This window comes from Apilactobacillus kunkeei DSM 12361 = ATCC 700308 (genome assembly GCF_001281265.1).
Lineage (GTDB): Bacteria > Bacillota > Bacilli > Lactobacillales > Lactobacillaceae > Apilactobacillus > Apilactobacillus kunkeei.
Genome location: NZ_JXDB01000007.1, coordinates 302,626 through 322,397, shown reverse-complemented (window position 1 = coordinate 322,397; position 19,772 = coordinate 302,626). Strand labels below are relative to the sequence as shown.

Below are 19,772 nucleotides of genomic sequence, written 5' to 3'. Positions count from 1 at the left end.
ATGGCTTTTGAAACAGCAAATCAATTACAAGGTGATTCTAAAACATACGCAGTTAGTCCTGAAATCAAAAAATTCACACTATCTGACATGGGTTTTGTAAAGACTAATGCTGGTAACTTTCAATTTGAAAGAACATTAGATCCTGAAGATCCATACAATGGTATCAAGTTAAAGATTATTTTTAAGAGTGATTTAAAAACATTCAAGATGAGCACCATTACTGCAAATGGTTTAAATAAGGTTAATATTTTTACCAACAAAAATGCTGATGCATTAGTTGAACAATTCAATTTCTTGATGGATAACTTTGTGGAAAGAAAAGTTTTCGTGAGAAAATAATTAAAAAGAGGGCTTTATAGCCCTCTTTTTTGCATCTTCATTGCAATTGGTTCCTTAAATGGGTTATTATATTTTTTATGGAATATACGACCTTCAAATCGTAGATTCTAAGAATCTAAAAGGAATGATGGTGATTTTAAATGGCAGACAATAGTAATACTCGTGTTGTTGTCGGAATGTCAGGTGGGGTGGATTCATCCGTTACCGCCTACCTTTTGAAGCAACAAGGATATGACGTTGTAGGTGTATTTATGAAGAACTGGGACGACACTGACGAAAACGGTGTTTGTACCGCAACAGAAGACTACAAGGACGTAGCCAAAGTTGCCTCAGAAATCGGAATACCTTACTACTCTGTTAATTTTGAAAAAGAATATTGGGATCGCGTTTTCACTTATTTCTTGAATGAATACAAAAAAGGTAGAACTCCAGATCCCGATGTTATTTGTAACAAGGAAATTAAGTTCAGAGCGTTTTTAGACTACGCCTTAGATTTAGGTGCAGACTACATCGCTACTGGTCACTATGCTCGTTTACAACGTGATGAAGATGGGCACAACCACTTGCTTCGCGGAAGCGACGACAACAAGGACCAAACTTATTTCTTAAGTCAATTATCCGCAGAACAATTAGACCGCGTTATGTTCCCACTAGGTGACATGCCAAAGCCTAAAGTTCGTGAAATTGCAAAAGAAGCTGGTCTAGCCACTGCTGAAAAGAAGGATTCAATGGGAATCTGTTTCATTGGTGAAAAGAACTTCAAGTCATTCTTAAGTAACTACTTACCAGCAACTCCTGGTAAGATGATGACTTTTGATGGTGAAGTAAAGGGTAACCATGATGGCCTAATGTATTACACAATTGGTCAACGTAAGGGGTTAGGAATCGGTGGAGACGGTAAAGATAACCGCCCATGGTTCGTAGTTGGAAAAGACCTTTCAAAGAACATCTTGTATGTTGGTAAGGGTTATGAAAACAAGCACCTATACGCAGATTACCTAGAAGCTTCAGATATTTTCTGGATTAATGACATTGCTGATCGTGGCAACGACTTCCGTTGTACTGCTCAATTCAGATATCGTCAAAAAGACGTTGGCGTTACTGTTCATCTAAACGATGATGGTAAGTCACTACGTGTTGATTTTGATGATCCTGCAAGAGCCGTTACACCAGGACAAGCCGTTGTATTCTACGATGGTGATGAATGTCTAGGTTCAGCAATTATCGATGCAGCATACCAAGACGATAAAGAATTACAATACATTTAAAACCAAAAGATGCTTATTTATTAAGCATCTTTTTTTATATAAACTTTGAATTTATCCGCATAAATTGAGATAATATATATAAATCAAAATGAACGAGGGATAAAAGTGAAACTTTACTTTGTAAGACATGGAAAAACTGAATGGAATCTAGAAAGCAGATATCAAGGTGCCGGAGGAGATTCCGAATTGTTGCCGGAAAGCTATAAACAAATGGATCAATTAGGTGAGTACCTAAAAGATATTAAGTTTAGTCATGCTTATTCCAGTCCAATTAAGCGTGCACGCATTACCGCTTACCGTGTTATCCAACATTTCCATCGCAAACCTCAATTGAGCCTATGGAACCGATTCGAAGAGTTTCATTTAGGTAAGATGGAAGGAAAAAAGTTTGACGATGTTAAAAAACAATTTCCGCAAAGTTTTGACAATTTCAGAAATCATCCAGAAAAATACGATGCTGACGAAATTGGCGGAGAGAGTTTTAATGACGTAATTAGCAGAATGCAGTATGCTATTAAACGTGTTGTAAATAAAAACGATAATGAAGATAACGTTATTATTTTCAGCCATGGTGCTGCCCTAAACGCACTAATCAATTCACTTTTGGGTGTTGAGATTAAGGATCTAAGAAAACGTGGTGGACTAGCTAACACTAGTACAACCATTCTAGAAACAACCGATGGCGGAAAGTCTTTTGCACTAGTAAGTTGGAATAATACTGAATATCTTACAAAGAAAACTGATAAAACTGACGTAATTTAATATGTAGGTGATTAAAATGGATCAAAAGTCTCAAGAAATTAAAGAAAAACAACAAGCTGTTGAAAAGAAACGCGAAGAACAACAAAAAAAGGCCGATGAAACTCTTCATAAATTAGTTGAAGATATTGATAATCATCCAGATGATTACCGTACCTACTACGACTTAGGAAGTTTTTTAGTTCAATTACATAACTACACCCAAGCCGAAGAACTAATGATGAAAGCCTTAGGTTTATTCGCTGACAGAAGTAAGAAAGCCAAAGAAACATTGGTATACGGATTAGGGAATGTCTACTATGCAGCAGGAGAATACGATAAGGCAATCGAACAATTTAATAACCTATCTGACGGTGACATGAAGACCGATGCCTACATCATGTTGGCACAAAGCTACATGGCCAAAGAAGATTACAAAAAAGCGGTCGTATTTGCGCTAACTGCACAAGGTTTTAGAAGACAAGACCCAGAAATAAACTACCTCCTAGCAAGTAGTTTATTAGCTTTAGGAAACTTCAGTGAAGCAGCAGAATTCTATGACAAGGTCCTACATGCTAAACCAAAGGATGGTAAGGCTAACTTTGATCGTGGAATCGTCGCAATGGTGTTGGAAGAAGATTTTAACCAATACTTTGAAATCGCTAAACGAGAAGATCCTAAGTACTTTGAAAAGGGTCAAAAGCGTTTAGCAGATATCGAAAAGTTTATTCAAGTAAAAAATGGCAAAAAATAAGGAGAGATAAGCCGTGGCAGAATCAATGAATTTGTTCTCAGTAGACGACAATGACGAACATATTGAAGACAATCAAGAGCTATTTATAAAAGGTAAAGTTGCGGCTACTTTCTTTGAAAGTCCCGATAGCTTCTTTAAGGTGCTATTGGTAAAAATTTCTGAAACAAACATTTCAGATTGGCATGAAGATGAAATTGTAATTACTGGTAATTTTGCGGATATCGCTGAAGAAAGCGAATATCAATTTTATGGTGAATTAGTCGACCATCCCAAGTATGGAAAGCAATTCAAATCAGATAACTATCAAAGTACGGTCCCAACGTCTAAAGAGGGACTAGTCGAATACTTATCCGGTGACAATTTTCCGGGAGTTGGTAAGCAAACCGCTAAACGAATGGTGGATGCTTTGGGCACCAATTTAATTTCAGACGTGTTGGAAAATAACTCATTATTGGATCGAGCCGGATTATCCGATAAACAAAAATCAACTGTTTTAGAAACATTGAACAAGAACAATGGGATGGAACAGGTGATTATTGGATTAAACAGTTATGGGTTCGGAAGTAGTCTATCTTCTGCAATCTATAATAAGTACAAGGGTGACACCCTAAAGGTAATCCAAGAAAATCCATACAAGCTGGTTGAAGATATTGACGGAGTTGGTTTTAAAAAGGCCGATGATATTGCCAAACAAATGGGGATGTCTGCCAACAATCCTGGAAGAATTCGTGCGGGGCTAATTTCTGCCCTTAAGACGCTTTCTTTACGTAATGGGGATACTTATACTCAAACCGGTCCAATCCTCGAAGAAACGCTAAGATTATTGAATAACGGTAATGCTGAACCAGTTAGTGGTGAAGATTTATCTGATCAATTTTTAGAGTTAGCCAAGAATCAAAAGATTGTTGGTGAAGAAGACCGTGTTTACCTAAAAGAATTATATGATGATGAATGGCGCATTGCCGAACACATCAGTCGAATTATCAAGAATCCGGTCGTTAAAAAATTTGATGATGAGACAATTGATAAGAAGATTCGTTTAATCGAAAAGAAATTAAATATTAGCTATGATGAATCACAAACTAATGCTTTAAAACAGGCTATCAAGTCACAAATGTTCCTATTAACCGGTGGCCCAGGAACAGGGAAGACCACCATCATAAAGGGAATCATATACTTGTACGCGTATTTAAACGACCTATCTTTGGATATTAATAAGTACAAGGAACGTGAATTTCCAATTCTTTTAGCAGCTCCAACCGGTCGTGCTGCCAAGAGGATGCAGGAAACCACAGGAATTCCTGCCAGTACCATTCACCGTTTGCTTGGATTAAACGGTTATGAAGATAGTGATGAAGGTACTCAAGACATCGAGGGTGGCTTGTTAATTGTTGATGAAATGTCGATGGTTGATACTTTCTTATTTAGAGCTTTAGTACGTGCCATTCCAAACCAAATGAAAGTTGTATTTGTTGGTGATAAGGATCAATTACCATCAGTTGGACCAGGACAGGTCTTCACTGATTTATTGAATTCGAAGCGAATTGATAGCATGCAATTGACCACTATTTATCGTCAAGATAGTAACTCAACAATTATTCCGTTAGCTCACAGTATTCAACAGGGAAAACTGCCTGATGATTTTAATGATAAGCAATCAGACCGTAGTTTTATTCCATGTAATGCTAACCAAATGAGTTCTGTAATTGAACAAATTGTCAAACGGGCTAAACAAAAGGGTTTTAGTGCAACCGACATTCAAGTCCTATCACCAATGTATCGAGGTAATGCTGGGGTTAACCATTTAAACGAAGTTATTCAACAAATCATGAATCCTAACAATACTGATAACCAAGTCGAATATCGTGGCATTCATTACCGTCTTGGCGACAAGATTTTACAACTGGTAAATAGTCCCGAAGATAACGTCTTTAATGGGGATATCGGACAAATTATCGATATCGAAAAGGGTAGCAAACAAAGTTTAGATAAGATTACCGTTGCCTTTGACCAAAGCGAGGTAACATACCAACGTAAAGATTGGATTCAAATCACATTGGCTTACTGTACAACCATCCATAAGGCTCAAGGTAGCGAATTTAAGATGGTCATCTTGCCAATTGTTCCGCAATTTACCAAGATGTTGAAAAAGAACTTGTTGTATACAGCGATTACTCGTGCCAGTGATACTTTGATTATGATTGGTGATTACAATTCATTCCTATCATGTGCACAAAGTGAATCTGACAACAGAAATACTAGTTTGATGCAACGCATCCAATCATTGTTGGATGGTGAAGTCAAACCAGTTACAACGTCTGTCAACGACCAAAGTAGTATGGTTAAAGAAGTTGCTGAAGAAAAGAAGGCACAAGCACCTGTTGATAATAAACCGGTGGAAAAACTTAAAGCTGATTCTGTTTCAGATACTAAGCAAAATAATGTGGCAACTGATGAGGATGATCAATCACCTTTTGATGAAGCAACATTTGATGACAAGCCAAAATCATATCGCTTAACTAAGGACATGATTTTATTGAATCAGGTTGATCCGATGATTGGGATGCGTGGAATCAAACCATAATTGTTATATCAATTTGTTTTTTTTGTGGTAAAATTTAAGCATTAAAAGAACTCGAGAGGAGCACTTTCATGGTGGAGTCAATGGATAATAAAAATATGAAAATCTTTTCCTTAAGTTCTAACAGACCGTTAGCAGAAAAGATTGCCCAAACTTGTGGACTTAAGCTTGGTGAAGCAACAATTAATCGTTTTAGTGATGGCGAAATTCAAATTAAAATTGATGAAAGTATTCGTGGGGATGCCGTATACATCATTCAATCACTAAGTGAACCAATTAACGCGAATATCATGGAATTATTCATTATGATTGATGCTGTTAGAAGAACTAGTGCAAAATCTATTAATGTGATTATTCCATATTATGGTTATGCTAGACACTCTGCTAAGAAGCGTGAAAGAAAGGCAATCATTGCTAAACTAATCGCGCGTGTATTGGAAAGAGCAGGAATTGACCGTGTGTTAACCCTTGATTTACATGCCGCTCAAATCCAAGGTTTCTTCAACAAACCAGTTGATAATCTAAAAGCTGATAAGCTAATGGCTAATCACATGTTAGAAAACTACGATTTAGATAATGCAGTTGTCGTTTCACCTGATCATGGTGGAGTGGGAAGAGCCAGAGGTTTTGCAGGATTAATTGATGCACCAATTGCAATTATTGATAACAGAGATCCCGAAAACGATGCGCACATTCCAACATTCATTATTGGAGATGTTAAGGACAAGGTGGCCATTGTAGCTGATGACATGATTGACACTGCTTCTCGTGCTGTTAAAGCTGCAAATGTTTTAGCCAAGAACGGTGCTTCAGCAATATACCTTGTTACTACACACGGTGTTTTTGCTGGGGATGCAATTAAACGCATCGAAGAATCACCAATCAAAAAGGTGATTGTATCCGATTCAGTTTACATTAGTGACGAAAAGAAAATTGATAAATTAGACATCGTATCTGTAGCAGATTTAATGGGTAAGGCAATCTTGCGTATCCATAATAACAAATCTGTTGGTAAATTATTTAGATAGGAAGTTCACCCATGATTGGGTGGTCTTTTTTGTTTACTTGTTTTCTTGCTTTGAAGGCCAATTAAACTTAAAATATAGATGTAGTATTATGAAAATTGAGGTGTTTAAAATGTATAAAGCTTCAGATGAACGATACGATAATATGAAAATCAGAAGAGCCGGAAACTCCGGTCTACAATTACCCGCATTATCATTTGGAATGTGGCATAGCTTCGGTGACGACGCCAACTTTAAGGACAGTCGCGAAGTAATGCTAAACGCTTTTGATAAAGGAATCTTTAGTTATGATTTAGCAAATAACTACGGTCCTGGTTCAGGAGCAGCTGAAAGAATGTTTGGTCAAGTCTACAAGAACGACTTGAAGCCATACCGTGATGAACTAGTGATTACTACTAAGGCTGGTTACCACATGTGGCCTGGACCATACGGTTCATTCTCGGCTAGAAAGACTTTGATTGCCGCATTAGACAGATCACTAGAAAGAATGGGTCTAGACTACGTAGATATCTACTACAGTCACCGTTTTGATCCAAACACTAGTTTAGAAGAAACTGCCGAAGCATTGGACAGTACTGTTAGATCTGGTAAAGCATTATATGTTGGTATCTCTAACTACAATGGTGAACAAACCCGTGAAATCATTAAGTACTTCAAGGAATTACACACACCATTTGTTGTTAACCAAGCATCATACAACATGTTAAACCGTTCTGCTGAAACAGACGGAACTATTGATGCGTTAAAAGAAAATAATGACGGTTTAGTAGCATACGGTCCATTAGCTGAAGGAATCCTAACTGATAAATATCTAAACGGATTACCTGATGACTTGAAGCTTCACTTTACTAACAGTTTCATGATGGAAAACAAGGATGAAGTTGTAAAACGTTTAAACCAATTAAATGAATTGGCTAAAAACAGGGACCAAACACTAGCTCAAATGAGTTTAGCCTGGTTACTACACGACCCAGTAGTAACCAGTGTTGTGACAGGTGCATCTGATCCTAAGCATTTAGATTCAAACCTAAAGGCTTTAGATAACCTAGACTTCACCGAAGATGAATTAACACGTATCAACGAAATTTTGAAAAAATAAATAAAAAAAAGGAGCAGTCGTAAAAGACTGCTCCTTTTTTTATATGACAAACATGGTTTAAATGCGTTATAATAGTAAATTGTTTTCAATCGTTTAAAAAAAGGAGAGATAGAATGAAGGATTCCGCTAAAAAGCTGAATTTAACGGAACTAATTGGTTTAGTTATTGGTTCAATCATTGGTGGAGGAATCTTCAACCTTATGCACGACATGGCATCACAAGCTGGTGTTGGGTCAGTGATAGTTGGTTGGGTTATCACAGCCATTGGGATGCTTTGTCTAGCATTCACATTTCAAAATTTAACTAACAAACGACCAGATTTACAAGCTGGAATTTACAGTTTCGCTGATGCTGGATTTGGTCACTATATCGGGTTTAACTCTGCATGGGGATACTGGTTATCAGTTTGGTTAGGAAATATTAGTTATGCAACTCTATTGATGAGTTCATTAACTTATTTCTTCCCAATCTTTGATAACGGTCATAATTTAGTATCATTTATTGCTGCTACCATTATTCTATGGGGTGGGCATTTCCTTGTGTTAAGGGGAATTCATTCAGCATCATTTATTAACACAATTATTACTATTATCAAGTTGATCCCAATCTTCTTGTTTATCGTGATTATGATTACTGCATTCAAACTAAACGTATTTACCAGCGACTTCTGGTTAATGCATGGCAAACCATTTAACTTCTCAGATATGTTGGGACAAGTTAAGAGTACAATGCTAGTTACAGTCTTCGTATTCTCAGGTATCGAAGGAGCGGTAATCTTCTCAGGATATGCTAAGAAGCGAAAAGACATTGGTAGAGCAACCGTTCTTGGAATCGTTGCAGTAACCATGATTTACATGTTGGTAACATTACTTTCATTTGGTGTTATGCACCAAGCTCAATTATCACAATTGGGTCAACCAGCCATGGCTGATTTATTACAACACGTCATGGGTAAATGGGGAGCCATCATCGTAAACATTGGTTTGATCATCGCCGTATTGGGTGCATGGTTATCATGGACAATGTTTGCTGCGGAAGTACCTTATGAAGCTGCAAAAGTTGGATCATTTCCAAAATTCTTTGCTAAGGAAAATAAGAACGGAACTCCCGTTAATTCACTAATCTTTACTAACGTATTGGTTGAATTATTCATGGTTTCATTCTTCCTAGCATCAAGTGCTTATAACTTATTCCTATCAATTTCAAGTTCAGCGGTATTAATTCCTTATGCATTTTCAGCATTATACCAAGTTAAGTATTCTTATCTTGATAAGGGTGCTAGTGACCGTAGACGTAATTTAATCCTTGGAATTATCGCCAGTGCATATTCCATTTGGTTGATTTATGCAGCCGGATTAAACTACATTCTATTGACCACCATCTTGTTCGCGGCAGGGTTACCAGCTTATTGCTACTTACAAAAGGTCGATAATAAAAAAGATCGTATTTTTACCAAACTAGAAAGATTATTAGCGATTGCATTGGTTATTTTAGCCGTAATTGCGATTCATGAACTAGTTACTGGTGGAATTACCATATAAAAAAAGAGTGATTAATATCACTCTTTTTTAGTATATAAATGGATATTTTGCTTTACGGTATTCGATATCGTAAAAGCGGCTTCCCAATGTTTCACCATCGGCATGAGCGTATTCCAATGATGGAATTTCCACATGAATGTTATCGCTTGTGATTCTAAAAGCAGACTTCACTTTTAACTCACGTTTGAATAACACACGCATGATTACGTAGCATAGTTGGAAAATATTTTTTCTAGTTAAGACTAGTAATTCAATGTCATTATCAGTGTCATGATTTAAAGCAGTCACCATGAATGCCTTTTTAATCTTATGTTTTTCACCGTTAGCCTTAATATCAACAGGGAATGTGCTTAGGTTGTAGATAGTAGGGAAGATTGAAAGGTAGTATTCGATTCTGGTCTTTAAGTTGATCTTATGTGAAATGAAATTGTTTTTTAGGTTAAAGACGTTAGCATCTAAACCAATTCCTAAATTGTTTAAGAAGATACCACGTTGCTTTTTAATGTGTTCATCGAATAAACCAATTTCATGATTTTCAATATGGTGTTTTTTGATTTGTTCAATGAAGTTACTATTTATGTTATGTTGTTGCTTCATGTGGGTGTAGAAGTTATTGTTAGCTCCAGTTGGAATGATTAATACCGGTACATTTGGAATTGATTCATTCTTTGACTGAGCAGCATGAATCCCTTCGATGGTTTCATGAACTGTTCCATCTCCACCAATCACAATAATGGCTTTAGGTAGTGAGTCACTTCTAAATGATGTAACTAAATAATGCGAAATAATGGATACGCAATGAAGAGGGCGTCTAGTAATCTTTAGACGGTACTTAATATCGTTTGCGTCCAATTGCTTTTTTATTTCGGGCCATTGATGTTTAGCTCTTCTTTTATTAGCCACTGGATTGAAGATGACTAAATAATCAGTGTTCAACTTAAATACTCCTTTCTATGTAAAAATAAAAACGAATTCAATTAAGAATTCGTTTTTAATAAGCATCAATTTGAAATTATTTTTTATTCATAATTAACATTGGTAAAATCAAAGGATGTCTTTCGGTCTTATTATATAAGAATTCTTGTAAATCATCGATGATAGCGTTTCTGATGCTTGATTCGTTGGCATTCTTGTTACGCATAGCACGACGAATAGTTCTAAATACTAATCGTCTTCCTTCGTCTAGTAATTGACCAGACTCTCTCATATATACGAAACCTCTGGATAGTAAGTCAGGACCAGATTGAATTTCTTGATCTTTTAGGTTAATTGTAGCAACAACCACAACTAATCCTTCTTCAGATAATAGTTGACGGTCACGTAAAACAACGTTTCCAATATCACCAATTCCGTTACCGTCAATGTAAACATCTCCGGCAGCGAAGTGACCAGCAATTCTAGCTGAATCCTTGGTTAGTGCTAAGACATCACCATTTTTCATAATGAAACTGTTTTCCATTGGAACACCACATTGTTCCGCCAGTTCAGTATGAATTTTTAACATTCTGAATTCACCGTGAATAGGCATGAAGTATTTTGGCTTCATTAAACTAAGCATAAGCTTTTGTTCTTCTTGTCCACCGTGACCAGAAGTATGGATCTTGTTAATCTTACCATGAATAACTTTAGCACCAGCTTCTTCCAATTCATTGATAACACGGTTAACGCTAACCTTGTTACCAGGAATTGGGTTACTTGAGAATACTACAGTATCATTTGGTTGGATTGCGATTTGTCTATGAGTACCATTAGCAATTCTGGAAAGGGCAGCCATAGTTTCACCTTGAGAACCTGTACATAAGATAAGGGTCTTTTCGGCTGGAAGAGATTGTAATTCTGAAGCGTCAACGAATGTACCATCAGGAACGTTTAAGTATCCTAATTCTTGTCCATTAACAATTGCAGCTTCCATACTTCTTCCGAAAACAGCAATCTTTCTACCGTGTCTTAGGGCAGCATCACAAGCGGTCTTAATTCTCGAAATATTTGATGCGAAAGTCGCAAATATGATTCTTCCAGTTTCTTCATCAAAGATGTGTTCAACTGCAGAACCAATCCAACTTTCTGACTTAGTCCAAACGGGTCGTTCGGCGTTTGTGCTATCCGACATTAGACATAGGACACCTTCGCGTCCCAATCTTGCCATTTCTTGTAAATCAGGCGGCTGTCTCGTAACAGGGGTCAAATCAAACTTGTAATCCCCGGTTTCCACAATCACTCCAGAAGGGGTGTGAACCGCGATTCCCAAAGTATCAGGAATTGAGTGGGTGGTACGGAAGAATGAAACTTTTGTCTTGTTGAACTTTAAGACGGTTTGTGGATTAATTTCATGAATTTCAGTACTTCTCAATAATCCATGTTCTTCTAACTTGTTCTTGATTAATGCTGACGCCAATGGACCAGCGTAAATGGGAACATTTAAATCGCGGATTAGGTATGGAACACCACCGATATGATCTTCATGTCCGTGGGTGATAACTAATGCTTTGATTTTGTCCTTGTTTTTTACTAGGTATTGATAATCAGGGATAACGTAGTCGACCCCTAATAAATCATCCTCTGGGAATTTAATCCCTGCATCGATTAAGATGATTTCATCTTGAAATTGAACACCATAAGTGTTTTTTCCAATTTCACCAAGTCCACCAACGCCATAAATAGCTGTTTCGTTATTTTTGACGTTTAGTTTGTTCATAATTATTTAAACTCCGTAATTTTAAAATCTGGGCTCTTTTGTTCGTAAGCCAAGTGGTTACCTTCAAGAGGTTCAATGAATTCGATATTGTGATCAGTGTTCTTGTCAATAAGTTCTCTTGCTTCAACTTCTGTATCACAGTCTACATAAAGTGATTTTGTGAATTCTCTCTTAGGATTAGCCTTAGTATCTTCTTGGTATAAAACTTTAAATATCATAAAAATTAAAATCTCCTTCTATGTTTTTTTACCGATCGATTGTGTAATACACATCTAATTGTTTTTAATTTTATCATATTAATAATGATAAGTATAGTAACCAATAATTTGATAAAATGATAGAATAAAATCAGATAATATTTACGAGGAGGCGATGATTTTGCCACTTTTTTTAGAAATCGTAATTGGCTTTATTGTAGCTGTTATAGCGTACAATTTGATCCATTATTTCTTCATTACTCGACCAATTGACAAAGGTCACAATCAAACATTAAAAATATTAAATGGATTAGTTAATAACCTCTTAGAAAAGGAAAAAAAAGAAATTATAGAAGTTCATGATTTGTCCAATATTTGGGGAAGAAACATATATGCGTTTGAATATGTGATTTCACAATACCAAACTGACGAATTAAGCGATAAACTAATTAATAAAATTAAAGAAGCAATTGATGAAGCAAATCAGTCGAAAAGGTTTAACCATGAAGTGGTGTTAACCGATTCGTTTGTAAGGGACAATCAGGTCCATGTTGATTTAGCATACCTATTAAATGCAGCGACATACGAGTATGTATTAGATATGCGCCAATTAAATAAGGTAAATTAAAAGACCTAACAAAATGTTAGGTCTTTTTTGATTATTCGATGAACAAGTCATTGTCCACTTTTGAGAATGGGTTTTCTTTATCAACGTGATCGTAGAATAGAGTTCCGTGTAAGTGATCAATTTCGTGTTGGCAAACAATTGCAGGATAGTTTTTAAGTCTAACTGTGTGTTCAGTACCTTCAACGTCTTGATACTTAAGGGTAATTCTAGCAGCACGGTGAATGAAGCCAGGAACGTCTTCGTCAACTGATAGACAGCCTTCACCTTCAGTGATAGCACATCTTTGAACTGAGCTTGATAGGATGACAGGATTGATAATGACATCCTTAAAGATTGGTTCGCCTTCACCTTCAAAGTCGTTTGGAACTAGTACAGCAGCCATCATTTCTGACACACCAACTTGAGGTGCAGCTAGACCAACTCCAGCTCTTAATTTATATTTGGCACAAAGTTCAGGATCTTGACTTACTTCAAGATATTCCATCATATCTTCAGCTAATTTTTTATCTTCCGCGCTAAGTGGAAATTTAACTTGTTTAGCTTGTTGTCTTAATACTTTATTTCCATCGCGAACGATGTCTTTCATTAGTATCACTTAAATGACCTCCCAAAAGTTTATTATTATATTATAACATAATAACGGGAATTATATGATACTAATGTGATACATAAGAGTTGCTTATTTCTAGAAAATGGTATAATTACAGGTACTAAATTAAACGGAGGCTCATTATGAAAACTAATTTGGTAGTTGATGGAGAGCAGAAAAGAATTGAATCACTAATTGAATTCATGATTTTAGTGGATTATCCAGTTAACCTAACTATCGCAAATTTAAAGATGAATGATTTTATTAATCAACTTCAATCCAATTTGCTATGTGAACATTTTGAAGTCAAATTAGCGGATGACAAAATGGATTATCATGATTTTGATGGGTACATGTACCTATACGATTTTCCAAAGGAAACAGTTGAAGAAAAAAGTGAAGTTACTTCATTCTTATCACCTTACTTAGATCACTTTAGAAAGTCGCTAAATCAAGTTATTAAGGAAGGGTTTAGCGGAAAGATTATCGTTAATGGTTTTCATGATGAAGTCTTCGCATACTTTGCAACCAAGTTTTCCGGTAAAGAAAATAACAAGGTTGTATCAACAGGGATGCTAGCAAAGACATTACTATTAAAACACGCACTACGTCGTTACTTTGATATCAGTTTATCCGATATTAACGTCAGTGTATTAGGTAGTGAATCCAAGAACTTAATCTCATGGAGTAGGACATACATTGGTCAATCACCAATTCTGACCTACCTAGCCAACCCTAACAATATGTTTAGCACTGAAATCTTCGCCAAAGCAGAAGATTTCATTAATAAATCCGACACACCTTGTGATGAAGTAATCCAAGCAAAGGCAATTGGAGTAATTCTGGATGCCTTTTACATGGGTAATTCGTGTTTAGCAAGTGTAGGACATGTTAGTCAAATAGATGGTAGAATAGCAGTGACAAGTGAACCAATCATGTTAAACCAAACCGGATTGGTCCCAACTGTAGAATTAGTATTATCTGACAAAGAAAAACAAGCTTTCGATGATGCCAAACAATATACTAATGAAATAATTGATGAAATTTTAGAAAGTAAGTAGGAATGATTATGAATAACTATTCTTATCCAATTTTTCCTGATTGGTCCAAAGAAGAATTAATGGACATGATGGCTTTATACAATGCTGTGGAAAGTGCGTACGAAGATGCCAATGGTGTTAATGCTGAAAAGGTTGTAAAGCTATACAACCGTTTTAGAGAGATTAATCCGGCTAAAATGGAACAAAAACAAATCGACCGTGATTTTCAAAGCATCTCTGATTACAGCATTTATAGAACTTTTCAAGCAGCCGCTAAGGCTAAGACTAAAAACATAAGAATGTAATTTGTTTTAAGGAAGATATGTATGAATGATTTATGGTTAAAAAACGCAGACGAGGCGATTCAGTCTTGGTTTAAAGAAATTCGTGAATTCACCGTTAGTTCACTTAATCAGATTCATGATGTTTCCACTAAGTCTAGTCGAACTGATTTGGTTACCGATGTCGATAAATCAAACGAACGGTTCTTTATCAAAAAGATTAGGGAATTTGATTCAGAAGCTCACATCCTTGGTGAAGAGGGCTTTGGGGATGATGTTACCAATCTAGATGGCCACGTATGGATAGTTGATCCAATCGATGGAACAATGAACTTTGTAAAGCAGCACAACCATTTTGCGATAATGTTAGCTTTATACATCGATGGCAAAGAAGAGCTTGGCTATATTTTAGATGTTATGAATGATAAACTTTATCACAATTGGGATGGTAAAGTTTATGAAAATGATACCGAAATTAATCCACCAGAAGATATTTCTTTATCAGAAGGATTAATGGGATTGAGTGGACCATTATTAATAAATAATGAGAAAAATATGCAAGCAATCTCTAAAGCCAGTGAAGGTGCCAGAATATATGGTAGTGCCGGCATCCAGATTATTGCTGTCTTGAAGGGCGAACTAGTGGGATATATTTCCACTTTAAAGCCATGGGACATTGCAGCTGGAAAAGTGCTTTGTGATACGCTTGGTATTAAGGTGTCTGATATTGACGGAAATATAATTGATGTGGTATCATCAGACATTGTATTGGTAGCGACGAAGATTGCACAAAAGGACATACTTAATATTGTTAAGTACGGTTCTGACTGTGACTGATGTCACAGTTTTTTTATGCAAATTTAATTATTTAATGTAATAAACTTGGTCCGAGTTGCTAAGTATTAAAGAAACAAATATTTATGCTTCGAAGGGAAGGAAACTAATAATGAAGACAAGAGACGATATTAGAAATATTGCTATTATTGCCCACGTTGACCACGGTAAGACAACTTTGGTTAACGAATTACTAAAGCAATCAGATACTTTAGACGAACACGTTCAAATTGATGATCGTGCCATGGATACTAACGATATTGAAAAGGAACGTGGTATCACAATCCTTTCAAAGAATACTGCCGTTAGATACCAAGATAAACAAATTAACATCTTGGATACACCAGGACATGCTGACTTCGGTGGAGAAGTTGAACGTATCATGCGAATGGTTGATGGTGTTCTACTAGTTGTTGATGCTTTTGAAGGAACTATGCCACAAACTCGTTTCGTTTTAAAGAAAGCTTTAGACCAACACCTAACTCCAGTTGTTGTTATTAACAAGGTTGACCGTCCAGGTTCACGTCCTAGTGAAGTAGTTGATGAAGTATTAGACCTATTCATCGAATTAGGTGCTGATGATGAACAACTAGACTTCCCTGTTATCTACACTTCAGCTATGAACGGTACTTCAAGTTACGATGAAGATCTATCAACTCAAGAACACACTATGAAGCCTGTATTTGACACTATCATCAAGGCTATTCCTGCTCCTATCGACAACTCAGATGAACCATTACAATTCCAAGTTGCTATGCTTGATTATGATGACTTCGTTGGTCGTATTGGTATTGGTCGTGTATTTAGAGGTACTATCAAGGTTGGGGATAACGTTACTGTTATGAAGCTTGATGGTTCAACTCAAAACTTCCGTGTTACAAAGCTTATGGGATTCTTTGGTCTAAAGAAATTAGATATCAACGAAGCTAAAGCTGGTGACTTAATCGCCGTTTCAGGTATGGAAGAAATCAACGTTGGTGAATCTGTTGTAGATCCATCAAATCAAGAAGCTCTACCAATTCTAAGAATTGACGAACCAACTCTACAAATGACTTTCGGTACAAACACTTCACCATTTGCTGGTAAAGAAGGTAAGTTTGTTACTGCTCGTCAACTACAAGATCGTCTAGAAAGAGAATTACACACTGATGTTTCTCTACGTGTTGAAGAAACTGACCAACCAGGTTCATGGACTGTATCTGGTCGTGGTGAACTTCACTTATCAATCTTAATTGAAAACTTAAGACGTGAAGGTTACGAACTACAAGTTTCTCGTCCACAAGTTATTATTAGAGAAGTGGATGGTCAACAATGTGAACCATTCGAATCAGTTCAAATCGATACTCCTGATGAATACTCAGGTACTATCATCCAAACATTATCTGAAAGAAAAGGTAACATGCAAAACATGGAAAGTGTTGGAAACGGCCAAACTCGTTTGACATTCCTTGCACCTTCTCGTGGTTTAATCGGTTACTCAACTGAATTCCTATCAATCACTCGTGGTTACGGTATCATGAACCACACATTCGATAGTTACCAACCAGTTATCAAGAACTGGAACCCAGGTAGAAGAAACGGTGCCTTAGTTTCAATTAACGAAGGTAAGACTACTACTTATGCTACTATGGGTATCGAAGACCGTGGTACTATCTTCGTAGATCCAGGTACTGAAGTATACGAAGGTATGATTGTTGGTAAGAACAGTCGTGACAACGATATCTCAGTTAACATCACTAAGGGTAAGCAAATGACTAACGTTCGTGCTTCTGCTAAGGATGAAACTGCTAAGATTAAGGAACCACAACACTTAACTCTAGAAGAATCACTAGAGTTCTTGAACGAAGATGAACTTTGTGAAGTAACTCCAGAAAACGTTCGCCTAAGAAAAGAAATTCTAAACACTAACGAACGTGAAAAGCAAGCTAAGCGCAAGCGTCACAACAGCTAATAATTTAGCATTTAATAAAAGGGATGGACAATTTGTCCATCCTTTTTTGTTGTCTTTAAAATACTAAAGCAAATAGTGTAGATATGCTATAATGTTAGTTATATTAAAAGGTTACGTTGGAGATGTAAAAATATGATAAGCAAAATCGCCGAGTATTGTCACAAGTGGCATATATCAGAGCACTGGAAAAGAATGAAATTTAATATTAACGCAATGGACTACTACATTTTCGTTCCATTTCTACTACTATCCGTAATTGGAATAATTATGGTTTATTCAGCGAGTTCAAACGTTTCAACGCAAATTGGTGGAACACCCACTGGATATTTAATCAAACAAAGTATGTTTGTGGTAGTCAGTATAGTGATTATTCTGATTTGTTTGGCTGGAAACAATCAATTTGTCAGAAAAGCTAAATTTTTAGGGATTTTCTTTTTTGCATTATTTGGTGCCTTGATCTTGCTAAAGGCATTTGGACATTCAGTTAACGGTTCTGCCGGATGGATTCCAATCGGTCCTTTGCATGTGCAACCAGCCGAAGTTGCCAAGGTTTATATTATTTTAAGAATGTCTCAATTCTTGGCTTCTAGAGAAGATCGAATCATTAATGGTGAAAAATCAAGAACACATGTCCAAGTTTTTTCAATATTTGTTATGTTGTTCCTTGTTTTTATCCAACCCGACTTGGGTGGTACCGTTATTAACTTAGCAATTATGTTTGCAATCCTATTTGGATCCGGAGTTAATTGGCGAGGTGCAACATTACTTACATCTGCTGGATTATTATTCGGATGGATATCGCTAAAAATCTTATCCTTTGTATTTAAAGACGGAACAAGTATTTACCAAATCCAACGTATCACTGCTTACAGTAATCCGTTTAAATACGCCAACGGAATTGGACAACAATTGGTTAATTCTTACTACGCATTAAGTAATGGTGGAATCTTTGGTGTTGGTTTAGGAAACAGTATTCAAAAGACTGGGTACCTACCTGAACCAAATACCGACTTTATCATGGCGATTATCGCCGAAGAATTAGGACTAATTGGTGTATTGTTCATCTTATTCCTATTACTTACAATTATTGTTAGAGCATTCCAATTAGGTATTCGTTCAAACGATACATACGATACATTAATTTGTTATGGTGTTGGAACATACATGTTGGTTCAAGCATATTTCAACGTAGGTGGTGTAATTGGTTTACTACCAATCACCGGGGTTACTTTCCCATTCATTAGTTATGGTGGATCTAGTATGTTAACCTTAGCATTGTGTATTGGAATGATTTTGGTAATTAGTGCAAAACAAAAAACTCAAAAAACTAGAAGAATCCGTTATTAAAGTGGAGGGAATTTTTTGACAGATACAATCGAAAACAGAAAAAGCTTAATTGTTTATGTTTATTCAACTAAACAAGTCAGGCAATTGAAAAAATATGGCTTAATATATTATGTCTCACAAAAAATGCACTACGTGGTTATGTATGTAAATGCTGATAACTACGATTGGATTAAAGAAAAAATTAGTAGTTTAAAAATTGTGAAAAAAATTGAAGAAACGCCTTACGAAAAACTTTCGAGTGAACTATCACTTGAAGGTGACTTCGAAGATGTTGATGATGATGAAGATTATTAAGGAGTTTGGATAAATGAGAGTTGTTTCAGGTAAATTTGGTAGTCGAAACCTTAAACCTGTGCCAGGTAGTAAGACAAGACCAACAACCGATAAAGTGAAAGAATCCTTATTCAATATGATTGGCCCATTTTTCAATGGTGGGTCATTTTTAGATTTATACGCAGGTTCTGGTTCGGTTGCAATCGAGGCAGTATCTAGAGGATTTGATAGTGCGGTGTTGGTAGACCACCAATATCTAGCAATCAAGACTATCAAAGAAAACGTTAAGATGACCAAGGAAATGGATGCATTTAGAATTTACAAGATGGATTCAGATATGGCATTAAAACGTTTTGCTGATCAAAATGATAAGTTTGACTACATTTTCTTGGATCCGCCATACAAAGACCAAAAGATGGTCGATCAACTAAATATCATTAAGGAAAAAGAATTACTTAATGATGATGGAATTGTCATTTGTGAAACTGATGATAATGTTGTTTTAAAAGACGATGTAGAAGGTTATGACATGGTCAAACAAAAGAAGTATGGAATTACCATTATTTCTATTTACAGAATGAAGAGGGGATAG

General features: G+C 36.2%; 20 protein-coding genes. 16 read left to right on the top strand and 4 right to left on the bottom strand.

The genetic code is table 11. The annotated features are described in order from the left end of the window. From RZ79_RS04400 to arcD, 8 genes are all read left to right on the top strand, one after another. Positions 1–339 carry a DUF1831 domain-containing protein gene (locus tag RZ79_RS04400; protein WP_034531775.1) on the top strand — a complete coding sequence of 113 codons (339 nt, stop codon included), beginning with the start codon at positions 1–3 and terminating at the stop codon, positions 337–339. A 140-nt stretch (positions 340–479) separates the two neighbouring features. Continuing rightward, entirely contained in the window at positions 480–1,607 is a 1,128-nt protein-coding gene (gene mnmA / locus RZ79_RS04395; RefSeq protein ID WP_034531774.1) for a tRNA 2-thiouridine(34) synthase MnmA, read from the top strand. Positions 1,608–1,712: 105 nt separating this feature from the next. Next, positions 1,713–2,369, top strand: a complete 657-nt coding sequence (locus RZ79_RS04390; protein WP_080997458.1) for a histidine phosphatase family protein — start codon at positions 1,713–1,715, stop codon at positions 2,367–2,369. 16 nt (positions 2,370–2,385) lie between these two features. Beyond that, the gene (locus tag RZ79_RS04385; RefSeq protein ID WP_054450213.1) at positions 2,386–3,099 is read left to right on the top strand and encodes a tetratricopeptide repeat protein; all 714 of its coding nucleotides are present in this window, start codon (positions 2,386–2,388) and stop codon (positions 3,097–3,099) included. Between the two features lie 25 nt (positions 3,100–3,124). Then, positions 3,125–5,683 (top strand): SF1B family DNA helicase RecD2, encoded by a 2,559-nt coding sequence (gene recD2 / locus RZ79_RS04380; RefSeq protein WP_054450263.1) that lies wholly within the window; start codon positions 3,125–3,127, stop codon positions 5,681–5,683. Between the two features lie 68 nt (positions 5,684–5,751). Beyond that, positions 5,752–6,708: a ribose-phosphate diphosphokinase gene (locus RZ79_RS04375; protein ID WP_054450211.1), complete on the top strand. Its 957-nt coding sequence runs from the start codon at positions 5,752–5,754 to the stop codon at positions 6,706–6,708. 109 nt (positions 6,709–6,817) lie between these two features. Beyond that, the gene (locus RZ79_RS04370; protein ID WP_034531770.1) at positions 6,818–7,804 is read left to right on the top strand and encodes an aldo/keto reductase; all 987 of its coding nucleotides are present in this window, start codon (positions 6,818–6,820) and stop codon (positions 7,802–7,804) included. Positions 7,805–7,917: 113 nt separating this feature from the next. Further along, positions 7,918–9,345: an arginine-ornithine antiporter gene (gene arcD / locus RZ79_RS04365; protein ID WP_054450209.1), complete on the top strand. Its 1,428-nt coding sequence runs from the start codon at positions 7,918–7,920 to the stop codon at positions 9,343–9,345. 27 nt (positions 9,346–9,372) lie between these two features. Here arcD and RZ79_RS04360 read toward each other — a convergent pair whose 3' ends face one another. The 3 genes from RZ79_RS04360 to RZ79_RS04350 form a co-directional block, all read right to left on the bottom strand. Further along, positions 9,373–10,281 carry a diacylglycerol/lipid kinase family protein gene (locus tag RZ79_RS04360; protein ID WP_054450207.1) on the bottom strand — a complete coding sequence of 303 codons (909 nt, stop codon included), beginning with the start codon at positions 10,279–10,281 and terminating at the stop codon, positions 9,373–9,375. Between the two features lie 76 nt (positions 10,282–10,357). After that, positions 10,358–12,040 (bottom strand): ribonuclease J1, encoded by a 1,683-nt coding sequence (rnjA, locus tag RZ79_RS04355; protein ID WP_034531767.1) that lies wholly within the window; start codon positions 12,038–12,040, stop codon positions 10,358–10,360. 2 nt (positions 12,041–12,042) lie between these two features. After that, positions 12,043–12,258 (bottom strand): DNA-directed RNA polymerase subunit epsilon, encoded by a 216-nt coding sequence (locus RZ79_RS04350; RefSeq protein WP_034531766.1) that lies wholly within the window; start codon positions 12,256–12,258, stop codon positions 12,043–12,045. Positions 12,259–12,418: 160 nt separating this feature from the next. On the opposite strand from RZ79_RS04350, the gene RZ79_RS04345 reads away from it, so the two are divergent. Further along, the gene (locus tag RZ79_RS04345) at positions 12,419–12,865 is read left to right on the top strand and encodes a hypothetical protein (RefSeq protein ID WP_054450206.1); all 447 of its coding nucleotides are present in this window, start codon (positions 12,419–12,421) and stop codon (positions 12,863–12,865) included. A gap of 31 nt (positions 12,866–12,896) precedes the next feature. Here RZ79_RS04345 and def read toward each other — a convergent pair whose 3' ends face one another. Then, positions 12,897–13,460 carry a peptide deformylase gene (def, locus tag RZ79_RS04340; RefSeq protein WP_034531763.1) on the bottom strand — a complete coding sequence of 188 codons (564 nt, stop codon included), beginning with the start codon at positions 13,458–13,460 and terminating at the stop codon, positions 12,897–12,899. Positions 13,461–13,597: 137 nt separating this feature from the next. On the opposite strand from def, the gene RZ79_RS04335 reads away from it, so the two are divergent. From RZ79_RS04335 to rsmD, 7 genes are all read left to right on the top strand, one after another. Continuing rightward, a complete protein-coding gene (locus RZ79_RS04335) occupies positions 13,598–14,515 on the top strand; it encodes a Rossmann-fold NAD(P)-binding domain-containing protein (RefSeq protein WP_054450204.1) in 918 nt (305 codons plus the stop codon). Between the two features lie 8 nt (positions 14,516–14,523). Further along, a complete protein-coding gene (locus RZ79_RS04330; RefSeq protein WP_162200345.1) occupies positions 14,524–14,799 on the top strand; it encodes a UPF0223 family protein in 276 nt (91 codons plus the stop codon). A gap of 21 nt (positions 14,800–14,820) precedes the next feature. Beyond that, positions 14,821–15,612, top strand: coding sequence for an inositol monophosphatase family protein (locus tag RZ79_RS04325; RefSeq protein ID WP_054450201.1), 792 nt, complete (start codon positions 14,821–14,823; stop codon positions 15,610–15,612). A gap of 109 nt (positions 15,613–15,721) precedes the next feature. Continuing rightward, positions 15,722–17,560, top strand: a complete 1,839-nt coding sequence (gene typA, locus RZ79_RS04320) for a translational GTPase TypA (protein WP_034531758.1) — start codon at positions 15,722–15,724, stop codon at positions 17,558–17,560. 192 nt (positions 17,561–17,752) lie between these two features. Continuing rightward, entirely contained in the window at positions 17,753–18,907 is a 1,155-nt protein-coding gene (locus RZ79_RS04315) for an FtsW/RodA/SpoVE family cell cycle protein (RefSeq protein ID WP_054450199.1), read from the top strand. A gap of 15 nt (positions 18,908–18,922) precedes the next feature. Then, positions 18,923–19,201, top strand: coding sequence for a DUF2129 domain-containing protein (locus RZ79_RS04310; protein ID WP_053795617.1), 279 nt, complete (start codon positions 18,923–18,925; stop codon positions 19,199–19,201). Between the two features lie 13 nt (positions 19,202–19,214). Beyond that, positions 19,215–19,772 carry a 16S rRNA (guanine(966)-N(2))-methyltransferase RsmD gene (gene rsmD / locus RZ79_RS04305; RefSeq protein ID WP_054450196.1) on the top strand — a complete coding sequence of 186 codons (558 nt, stop codon included), beginning with the start codon at positions 19,215–19,217 and terminating at the stop codon, positions 19,770–19,772.

Coding starts and splice junctions, on each gene's coding strand:
- RZ79_RS04400 (WP_034531775.1), top strand. CDS start 1: ATGGCTTTTGAAACAGCAAATCAATTACAAGGTGATTCTAAAACATAC.
- mnmA (WP_034531774.1), top strand. CDS start 480: ATGGCAGACAATAGTAATACTCGTGTTGTTGTCGGAATGTCAGGTGGG.
- RZ79_RS04385 (WP_054450213.1), top strand. CDS start 2,386: ATGGATCAAAAGTCTCAAGAAATTAAAGAAAAACAACAAGCTGTTGAA.
- recD2 (WP_054450263.1), top strand. CDS start 3,125: ATGAATTTGTTCTCAGTAGACGACAATGACGAACATATTGAAGACAAT.
- RZ79_RS04375 (WP_054450211.1), top strand. CDS start 5,752: ATGGTGGAGTCAATGGATAATAAAAATATGAAAATCTTTTCCTTAAGT.
- RZ79_RS04370 (WP_034531770.1), top strand. CDS start 6,818: ATGTATAAAGCTTCAGATGAACGATACGATAATATGAAAATCAGAAGA.
- arcD (WP_054450209.1), top strand. CDS start 7,918: ATGAAGGATTCCGCTAAAAAGCTGAATTTAACGGAACTAATTGGTTTA.
- rnjA (WP_034531767.1), bottom strand. CDS start 12,040: ATGAACAAACTAAACGTCAAAAATAACGAAACAGCTATTTATGGCGTT.
- RZ79_RS04350 (WP_034531766.1), bottom strand. CDS start 12,258: ATGATATTTAAAGTTTTATACCAAGAAGATACTAAGGCTAATCCTAAG.
- RZ79_RS04335 (WP_054450204.1), top strand. CDS start 13,598: ATGAAAACTAATTTGGTAGTTGATGGAGAGCAGAAAAGAATTGAATCA.
- RZ79_RS04330 (WP_162200345.1), top strand. CDS start 14,524: ATGAATAACTATTCTTATCCAATTTTTCCTGATTGGTCCAAAGAAGAA.
- RZ79_RS04325 (WP_054450201.1), top strand. CDS start 14,821: ATGAATGATTTATGGTTAAAAAACGCAGACGAGGCGATTCAGTCTTGG.
- typA (WP_034531758.1), top strand. CDS start 15,722: ATGAAGACAAGAGACGATATTAGAAATATTGCTATTATTGCCCACGTT.
- RZ79_RS04315 (WP_054450199.1), top strand. CDS start 17,753: ATGAAATTTAATATTAACGCAATGGACTACTACATTTTCGTTCCATTT.
- rsmD (WP_054450196.1), top strand. CDS start 19,215: ATGAGAGTTGTTTCAGGTAAATTTGGTAGTCGAAACCTTAAACCTGTG.